This is a genomic window from Nitrosospira sp. Nl5 (assembly GCF_900102495.1).
Lineage (GTDB): Bacteria > Pseudomonadota > Gammaproteobacteria > Burkholderiales > Nitrosomonadaceae > Nitrosospira.
Window position 1 is genome coordinate 23090 of the sequence record NZ_FMVQ01000020.1, and the last position, 9920, is coordinate 33009.

Consider the following 9920-nt stretch of genomic DNA (forward strand, 5'->3'; position numbering starts at 1 on the left):
TCGTATAAAGATCTCGGCGATTCCTGCTTTCAGTAAAGAATTCCACGTTCAACCGCCACTTCCAGGATAATAATCTAGGATTCGGCGGGCATGACGTGTCCGATAATTTGTGTCGTTTTTATTTGGAAAATCGATCCAGATGGCATGGCTGAAGAGTATTAAGAGCAAAATCATGGTCTTTGCAATTGCGGCCACGCTCATCCCGTCACTGGGGCTGGGGATGCTGTCATTCCGGCAGAATGAGGCGCAGATCGGCGATAATGTAACACGTGAGCTCCGCGCCTTGACGAGTTATGCAAGCCGAGAAATAGAACTCTGGATCGACAAGCGTGTTCACGAGGTACGGGTGTCATCCACCTCCAGCGCAATCATAGACGGGTTATCGGCAGTCGCCCGGCCGCGAGCAAGTTCAGCCGGTAAAAATCCGCAGGCCTTGGCACATTATCTGCGTTCAGTGCAGGAGAGACTTGGTGCTATATTGGAAATGACCGTAGTGAACGCCGCCGGGCAAGTTGTAGCCAGCAGTGCGCAAACCCCCACTAGGGTTACACTCCCAGATGAATGGCCGCTGGATTCGCTCACGGAAGGCCTCGTCATCTTACCCCCCCGCTGGGACGAGCAATATGCCACCGCGACACTTGCTATCGCGGTTCCGGTACTTTCCTACGATAATCTCATAATGGGAGCACTGGTGGCCGTGCTTGACTTGAGCACGTTGCAACCTCATCTGAAAAGCGCGACAAAATCGCCATCGGGGGAGGTACTCCTGCTGGACCCGGATGGCAGAATTCTTGTGAGCAGTCAGACTGATGGGAACAAATTGATGCAATTAGATTTATCGGTGTTGCAACGTCTGCAGGCACAGCCGGGCGAGTCCGTGGTCTTCAAGGGAATGACGCATGGGGAGGTTATCGGCATGGCCAACGTATCGGCGGAACTGCCGGTCACTATCGTGGCGGAACGGGACCGCGCCGAGGTCTACGCTACCTGGGTAGAATTGCGCAATATGTTTCTGGCGCTGGTTGGGGCGTTATTGGTGGGGGTGGCCGCGGTAGCTTTTCAAATGGGCCGTTCGATTGTTAACCCCTTGCAGGGGCTGATCGGCGCAGCAGATCGCATTGCTGGCGGCGATCTTGAGGTGCGGCTGGCCGCAACGCGGAATGACGAACTTGGTCATCTCACTTTGGTATTCAACCAGATGGTAGACAAGCTGCGTCACAGTCGCGCCGAAATTATGGCTACCAATCAAGCCATGCAGCAACAAAACGAAGTCCTGGAAATGCTCTCCGTCACCGATAGCCTTACCGGCCTGTACAATCGAAGCAAACTTGATGCGATTTTGCGTGATCAGCTCGCGCGATTCAAACGCACACAACGGGAATTTACATTGCTGATGATGGATATTGATCACTTTAAAACGCTTAATGACAGCTATGGCCACATCACAGGTGATGAAGTTCTGGCGGCCGTGGGCCGAATACTCGTTCAGTCAATTCGCAGTATCGACTATGCGGCGCGCTACGGTGGCGACGAGTTTATTATCATTTTGGTGGAAACCTCGACGAAAGCGGCGTTGAAAACGGCTGAGCGCATCCGATCCCAGGTGGAAAATATGCGTTACAGCACCAACGGTTCGACAATTACGGTAACGGTGAGTATCGGTATTGTGCAGTGTCAGCCCGACGATACGACGCCAACAGCAGTATTCGCCCGTGCCGACAATGCGCTATACCAGGCGAAACATGACGGCCGCAATCGGGCGCACCCCGCATATTAGGGGTGTACTTCGCAATTGGTTGGACTAATAAAAGCGATGGATTCTTGTGTCAGGCCAGGCGCAAGCCACAGCGATAGTCAAATCTATCGCGAGGCTTTGCAACGACGCATGACGCGAAATGCCGCGTTTTTAGGTTCAATTAATTGCGAAGCACACCACTAGCAGCCCCGCCGGGCATCGAAGCAAAAAGCGACTGGATGAAGAGAACCGTTTTTGATGATTTTTAAGGCCCACTCCCTTCTTCGGTCTCGAGAAACCGAAAGCGTAGAAACGTGCTGGCCAGACGGGCCGCCCAGTGCTTTCAGCAGGGTTTCCTTTTAACCCGGCGAGCAATCAGGGTCTGCCTGCTTGCGTCTCCACCAGTGTGTTCAGCACCCATCCCGACTGCTCGTCCGCTGTGTGAACGTGCAACCAGTCACCCCGGTAGGCCTCCGCTATCACTTTGGAATTCTTCTTTAGCACGTCGATTACCGCTGCGCTGATAACTGGCTTCTGGCGCAGATTGCTATTGGCCGTCATGCGTAGCGGGATGGGTACTTCGAACGCCGTCGTCGCACGGCGGGCACCTGACAGTTTAAAGTTGCGATTATGCTTGATCATATCGATCAGTCCCCGCGCATGTGCCGCGTAATCCATGGCTGCAACATAGTTACCTTTTTCATAGGATGCGGAGGCGGCATCAACCAGGCGCTGTGCTTGGGCTTGCATGACCTGTTCGGACTCTGCGGACGGGGATGAATTCAGGTTTTCCATTGCAACCTCAACTTCCGCGATAGTCGAGGCGGCAGCAGGACGGGTAGCCAACCGCCGAAGCTTCACTTGCGCGTGGGCGGCTTGGCTGATTGTCCTTTGCAACGTCCTGGCCTCTTCCTGCTGCCGCACCTGATGCGTGCGGAGCTGCGCCTCCTTCTCCGCCACCAACTTCTGCAGGCGCGCAATTTCATCTTGCTGCGCATCCTTTTCTGAAAGCAGTTTTTGCAGGCGTTCGATTTCATGCTGTTCCTTTACACAGCAATCCACCGGAATCTCAGGCGGGGATGATTTCGGGAGAGTATTGCATGCCGTCATGTTCAAGCCGAGCAGCGCCAAGAGGACAACCCATGGCACTCGTCCCGCTCGAGCCTCTTGCAGACTATGTAGCTTAGCTGACTGCATGAATATTCCCATCACTCCGTATCTCCAGATCCTGTCGCGCCAGCGTTCCACAACAATTAATATTATCCCGCAGTTAAGGTTTCGCAGTTCAGTTAGGTGTAATGCAAATCATTATTTCCATTGTGTTATTCAACGGTAATTTCCGCCCAAACTGTAGCGCACGCACGGACATGTAGTGACCCGAAGAACAAAGGGGTGCCAGATTGACTCCACCAATCCCGCTTGGGTATTCCGCTGGTGTAACGGCAAGGGTCTCTACTTGCATTGCTCGCTTTTGACGGACATTTTTATGGGCACTATGCAACTTGCCGCAAGTTTTGCGCGTATCCTCGCTTCGGCGGTATCCTCACCGTTCGCCAGTGCTACCCCCATGCGACGATTGGCAAAAGATTCCGGCTTGCCAAATAGACGCAAGTCGCTTTGCGGAACACGTAGCGCTTCGTCCACTCCGGCAAATGCGATACCCTGCTCTTCCAGCTGTCCATAAATTACGGCACTCGCGCCCGGCGCGCGCAAGGCGATATTTACCGCCAGGCCCAGTATGGCGCGTGCATGAAGCTCGAATTCGTTCTGAACCTGGCTGCACATCGTTACCAAGCCTGTATCATGCGGACGCGGGCTGACCTCGCTAAACCATACTTCTTCACCTCTGACGAAAAGTTCCACGCCGAAAATACCCAAGCCGCCGAGATTGCCAGTGATTTCCCTGGCAATGTGACGTGCGCGCTGCAACGCCAGTGCCGGCATTACCTGGGGCTGCCAGCTTTCCACGTAATCGCCGTTAATCTGAATATGACCGATAGGTTCGCAAAAATGCGTTTCCACTTCACCGTTCGCACTCATCGCACGCACGGTAAGCTGTGTTATTTCATAATCGAAATCAATGAAACCCTCGACGATAACTCGCCCCTGATTCACTCTGCTACCGCTTGCGGCATAGTTCCACGCCGCCTCTACTTCTTCCGCACCGTTAATTTTCGATTGGCCTTTGCCGGAAGAAGACATTACCGGCTTCACGAGACAAGGATAGCCGATGCTATCTTCGATTGCCATGCGCAGTTCTTCCAGGCTACTGGCGAAGGCATACGGTGAAGTCGGCAAACCCAGTGTTTCCGCCGCAAGGCATCGGATCCCTTCGCGATGCATGGTGAGTTGCACCGCGCGCGCAGTGGGAATGACGCGCGCCATTCCCATATGTTCGATCTCCGCCAGCATAGCGGTATCAATCGCTTCGATCTCCGGTACGATGAATTGCGGCTGCTCACTTTCGACCAATTCACGCAATGCGGCGCCGTCCGCCATGTTGATGACATGCGCGCGGTGCGCCACCTGATGACCCGGCGCATGAGGATAGCGATCCACGGCAATGGTCTCTATGCCCAGGCGTTGCAATGCAATGATGACCTCCTTGCCGAGTTCGCCGCTACCCAGCAGCATGACTTTAATAGCGGAGGGACTGAGTGGCGTACCGATAATAAGCGATTTTTTCATAATCCCTTGCTTTAACAGTTCCCGGGGAAAGGTCTCCCCAATAATTATACATTCCTATGGCATGATGATTATATTTGGGAGCGCGCTCTTTCATTCAAATCATCCGCAGAGCTGTTACTGATCAACTCGAGATTATGCAGGGGTTGCTGGATGGTTCCGGCGGTTTTTTATAGAAGTGAGCAGCGAATGCTGGCAAAATGCAGGCTGCTGCAAAAAATCAGCTTTGCGGTCGATACCAAGTGACTTTAGCTGTTCCTCCCAGAATCTCGCAGCTAGCGGTCAAACAAGCCGTTTTTACGGATTATGCCGCTGGACAGCCCCTTAATAAAATCGGAAAGCTATGAACCTTATCATCCAGGGATTGGATATCCAGAACCACGATCTAAGAGAGCTGGCAAAACTCGCTGGCGCCAATCATATCGAACGAATTACCGGTCAGGCTTTCCGGCTGGAAAACGCGCAGCGGCGGGAAAACGTACCGGAGTATTGCGCCGATGCCGAGCTGGATTACGCTTTTGTCGAGCAAACGGCGCGGCTTTCCGATTTTGGCCTGGTGGCAATGGATATGGATTCGACCCTGCTCGCGATCGAATCCATCGACGAAATCGCTGATATGCATGGCGTGAAACCGCAAGTATCCGAAATTACGCTTCGGACCATGCGCGGAGAAATCGTTTTTGCCGAAAGTTTGAGGCAGCGTACGGCATTGCTGGAAGGCCTGGATCAGGATGCGCTGCAACACGTTTACGATGAGCGGGTACGATTAAGTCCCGGTGCAGAAAAGATGTTGCAGCGGATGAAATCAGCAGGCCTTAGAACAATGGTAATTTCAGGAGGATTCACGTTTTTTACCGATAGAATAAAAACAAAACTGGAATTTGATTACGCCGCCGCCAACACGCTCGAAATTGTTGATGGCAAACTTTCCGGCAAGGTGCTTGGAGAAATCATCGGTGCACAGGGAAAAGCCGATATGTTAAAACGCGTGCGCGAGGAGTTGGGATTGAAACGAGAGCAAGTCATTGCAATTGGCGATGGCGCCAACGACCTTAAAATGCTGGAAGAAGCCGGCGTCAGTATCGCCTATCATGCCAAGCCCATCGTGCAGAAAAAGGCCACCTACACGATCAGTCATGTTGGTTTGGACGGCGTCGTCAATTTGTTCCGATAATGGGTACAACCGATCATTGGTATCCAGGCTAATAACTGAACGCGGCTTCCACAATATAAGTGCGTTGCGGATAGGGATGAAAAACAAAGGCCTTATCATTATTCAGGTTGGTGATGCCAAACGACACCCTGCTTTTCAAGCCATTTTGCAATTTAAACCGGTAGCTGGTCTTGAAGTCCATGAAGAAGAAATCACTCTGGGCCCCAAACACGTTGTTGACACGATCCCGATTATCAAGATCATTGAACGAATCACTGGTATAGCGGCCGGAGAGCGAGATATCCCAGGCATCCGTAGCGTGGTAAGTGCTAAAGAAATTCGCTCGCCAATGGGGTAAACGGATGCGCTGCTTTCCCGTGAGATCAAAATCGGCATTCGCGCCGGTTGAATCCGTGGAACTGATGATTGGACCCTTGTCTACCTTCGCATTCATCCAGGTGCCGTTGAACATGAAGTCAAATCTCGAACCCAGGATACGCCGTTGATCAAAGATAAGCTCAACCCCGGTCGTGCTGGTCTGATCGATATTCTGAAACGAACTCTGTGTTAGTACGCCTGAAGCGCTCAGCACCTGTTGGATGGCATCCTTGATGTCGTCGCGGAAAACATTCAGGCGAACGTAGCCTTTAGGCAGTCCGTATTCAACCATGAAGTTGTGGTGCACGCCGTTCTCGGGCCTGAGCAACGCATTAGCGGTAATAATCTGAGTTGGGCTCCCAAGCGACTGAAAAAGCTCGGCAATCACCGGGAACCGATGAGCCCGGCCAAAAGAGTAACGGTATTTCCAGGCTCCGGGTTCATAACCTAGCGAAACCTTGGGAGAAAGGGCAGATTCGGCGCGATCCGGTACCGAAGTACTTCCGGCAGCGCTTCCGACAACGCCATTGGTAGCCGACCACCATTCCTGGCGCGCCCCGACTGTGAGGTCCCAATCAGGATAAAAACGATACGCGGATTGTGCGAAGATTGCATTGGTCGAGGTTTGGCCATCATTGTTCCGGTTGGCCTGCAAGGCGCCCCGGGTAAGCGAAGCATAGTCCGTCAAGGAATACTGCCGAAAACTCAAATTGTATTGATCAAAATGATACCCGGTCAGGAACGACAATTTTTGATTGCCAAGTAGTGCCGGAGTGCTTAGCTTGAGGTCATAATTCAGCCAGCTGAATTTTTTGAAATCCTGAAGCTGGCCTGTGGCATTACCATTGGGATCGCTTGGATTGAAGAAGGAGGATGCACGAAGGTCTTTAAGAACGTCAAAATGACTGATCGTGGTATCAATATTCCAGTTCGGAGTCAGTGCACCGCGAAGCTGCAGGCCGAGATTCAACGTCTCGCGCTTATCCGAACTGAAACCAAAACCTCTGTTTAGAACGTCGAACGCCGTATCTCCAAGAACGGCATTAGGCAGAGCGGGGGGCTGAGGTCCGCCGAAGAACCGCTGTCCTGAGGTGTCATGCAAATAGTTGCGGGGGTGATTCTGATTGCGTGTACGATCTTCATACGCCGCGGTAAAAATGGCTTGGAGCTCCGGGGTAAGGTCATAGCCCAGCTTGAATTTGAATAACTCGGTATTCACTTTTTCCGGCCCGGTATCGCCATATATAACGCTAGGGACGCCTCGTGTGTCAGGTGTACGGATGCCGCCGGTAACAACAGTTTGGCCCCCGCCTGGAATTCCAAGACCGGTATTGTCGATAAAGTAGGACTGCGGGTGGCTCTGGGCTTCCAGACGATTGTAGGACGCAAATACCGTCAGGACATCTTTAATCCGGTTGCCATAAGATACGAATTGCCGGTCGCCTATAAACGTTCCTTTATCCGGTCCATAAAGCTTATACGGCTGAATAAAGAGGCTGGTCTCGACATAGAACTCCTGCTTGCGCGGCATGCGGGTTCTTATATTGACTACCCCCCCGATGGAGTTACCACTGTATTCCGCCGAGAAGGGACCATAAACAATGTCAACAGCGTCAATTTCATTGGGGCCGACCATTGACCATCGTGGCGCCCCATTAAAGGATGCCTGTAAAAAGTTATGCAGTGGCAAACCGTCGGCATAGACCATATTGCGGGCGGTCGAGAACATGTCGGCGCCACGAATGCCCAGAACACCATTGGGATCGCCGACATAACGCTGACGAATCTGTAAACTGGGCTGATACTTGAGCACTTCTTCCGTGGTTTGAGCATTCTGAAGCTCGATCTGCTTTCGTGTAACGCGGGTGGAAGGCGAGGTGTAATGCGAGTCACGCTCGACATCGCCCGTAATAACCATCTCCTTGAATACCGTTTCCTTTTGATTATTCGGAGCCGACTGATCCTTGCCTTTATCCTTGCCTTTATCTTTGTCTTTATCCTTTCCCTCATCCTTGCCAATTGCTTCACTTGGCGCTTCTTTTCCGGCAACACCGGGAACTGGAGTTGCCGCCTGTGCGACCTGGTTCCCGTGTACCGGTGAAGAGATTTTTTCCGGCTGCATGATGAGTTCGTCGATGCCACCAATTGATCGGGATGTTTTGACAAGCCGCTTGCCTTCACGAGAACCCGTTAAAGCCTTTTCCGGCAGAACGTTCTTTTGGTGCCCCGAATCTTCGGCCCAGGCAGAAGACGTGCAAAGCAGACTCGCCAAGGCAAGAGGGATGAATTTCATATTTATGATGCTTTCTCGCCTGCTTTTTATTGAACAACCGACCAGCTTATGGACGCTGTTTTAGTACGCACTTCAGATGGCTGCATTATCAACATCTCAACTTTCCCAACCGCGGGGCAAGTTACCCGAATCGGGACGCAGCAATCACCTTGCGGCGATTCGTTCAAAAGGAAGCACCCGCAAGCCTTCCAGCGCGGTATTCCACACTACCAATATTTTTTTGCCGTCTATCAGCGGTATGGGATAGTCGGTCGCTCCGGCGGAATCCATCAATCGCTGTGGTTCACTCCAGGACACGCCACTATCATTCGAGTGCATCATTTGTGCGGAATAGGAATGTCCATCAAATTCGCGCCAGGTGAGAATAACTGTTTTACCCTCCGCAGCCACCGACGCATGGTTTGCCTGGGCCGCGGAATCTCCGATGGGCAGCGGTTGTGATTCCCAGCCGCTATCGAGGCGTTTGTAGAATAATCCTTGACGGTTGTTGCCATTGGTAAACCAGACCAGATGCAGTTGGCCCCGGCGATCGGACGCTATGTCTCCTCCGTTATGCGGACATGCATCAATTTGCCATTCATCAACAGTGCCGCGCCGTATTCCCCCTTTATCCAGATTTGCGATGGCGAAATCACGCGTGTTGGCACCAAAAATATTCCGCCAGAAGGCTACCGGACCTTGCTTTGTCCAAGAGAGCGCAATCCGGCAACATTCGCAGGTATGCTCCTGAAATTTGCGGTTGGCACCGAAGCTGGCGCCATTATCATTGGATCGCGCGGTATATACGGATACCCCGGAGAACTCGTCGCCCTTTTCCTTTGCCGCGTCCCGATCACGCGCGTCCAGCCATGCCACCGCTACCTTACCGGTACCATCGATTGCCAGCGAATCAAAACGATGACTAGTGACACGCCCATCGTCGTTCAGGGTGATGGGTTTGGAAAAAGTCCGGCCCGAATCAGTCGAACGGGCGAAACGTACATTACCCGAATACTTCTTCGGCAGCACTTCTATCCAGGTTAAAAGTACGGTGCCATCGCGCGCAACGGAAATCTTGGGACGATTTTCGCCGTCAGCCGATATGTTTTCCGGCTGCGGTGTAACGACAACCGGGTTGGAAAAAACGTTTCCCTCATCGTCCGAGCGGGAAACCAGCAGCCGCTGATTCTCAACTTTTGCCAACCATAACCGTCCATTGCCGTCCAGCGTGGCGCCGACTGCCAGCGTCGTCTTGGGGGGACGAGGTTTCGCGCTGTCCATGCTTTCTATAGCGGGATCGGGATGATCCGCCAAGGCGACGGCTGAAGCACCCAGCAATAATATGGCTGTAATACGAAGAATCTGCCGCATATTTCCCCCAATAACAATATCGGGTGCGAGAATAATCTATTTCGGGAAGCATGGGAATGTGGCAAATTGTCGCATCCTGATCGTTTTTTTACGGGAACTCAGCCGGCTGATATCATGTGATCAAGGGTATACATAAAATAAATTCAGGATAAATCTATCGCCTCATCGCCTGCTTGTACCGTTGCAACGCCGCCTCCTTTTTGAGCACGTTGGCAACTATTCGCATGACATTGCCCACATTGGCCGGTTTCTCGTTGTGCTCGAAGTGCCCGCTCAACTTGCTCTCCGGATGCAGCTTGCCGCTCTGGTAGAGTGACCATATCTCC

At 52.4% G+C, this 9920-nt stretch carries 6 protein-coding genes; 2 read left to right on the plus strand and 4 right to left on the minus strand.

The window, feature by feature from the left end; all coding sequences use genetic code 11:
• Positions 1–172 precede the first annotated feature (172 nt).
• Positions 173–1777 (plus strand): sensor domain-containing diguanylate cyclase, encoded by a 1605-nt coding sequence (locus BLP45_RS13780; protein ID WP_090373074.1) that lies wholly within the window; start codon positions 173–175, stop codon positions 1775–1777.
• A gap of 333 nt (positions 1778–2110) precedes the next feature.
• Here the strand turns inward: BLP45_RS13780 and BLP45_RS13785 are convergent, their stop codons facing one another.
• Positions 2111–2932, minus strand: coding sequence for an SH3 domain-containing protein (locus BLP45_RS13785; RefSeq protein ID WP_090373075.1), 822 nt, complete (start codon positions 2930–2932; stop codon positions 2111–2113).
• Positions 2933–3187: 255 nt separating this feature from the next.
• Positions 3188–4423, minus strand: a complete 1236-nt coding sequence (gene purT, locus BLP45_RS13790) for a formate-dependent phosphoribosylglycinamide formyltransferase (RefSeq protein WP_090373068.1) — start codon at positions 4421–4423, stop codon at positions 3188–3190.
• A gap of 340 nt (positions 4424–4763) precedes the next feature.
• Here purT and serB point away from each other — a divergent pair, with 340 nt between their 5' ends.
• Positions 4764–5594: a phosphoserine phosphatase SerB gene (serB, locus tag BLP45_RS13795; RefSeq protein ID WP_090373069.1), complete on the plus strand. Its 831-nt coding sequence runs from the start codon at positions 4764–4766 to the stop codon at positions 5592–5594.
• A gap of 28 nt (positions 5595–5622) precedes the next feature.
• On the opposite strand, the gene BLP45_RS13800 is transcribed toward serB, so the two are convergent.
• Complete coding sequence (locus BLP45_RS13800; RefSeq protein WP_090373070.1) at positions 5623–8244, minus strand: TonB-dependent receptor; 2622 nt, start codon at positions 8242–8244, stop codon at positions 5623–5625.
• Between the two features lie 144 nt (positions 8245–8388).
• On the minus strand, positions 8389–9594 hold the full coding sequence (locus tag BLP45_RS13805; RefSeq protein ID WP_090373071.1) for a sialidase family protein: 1206 nt from the start codon (positions 9592–9594) through the stop codon (positions 8389–8391).
• Positions 9595–9920: the final 326 nt, after the last annotated feature.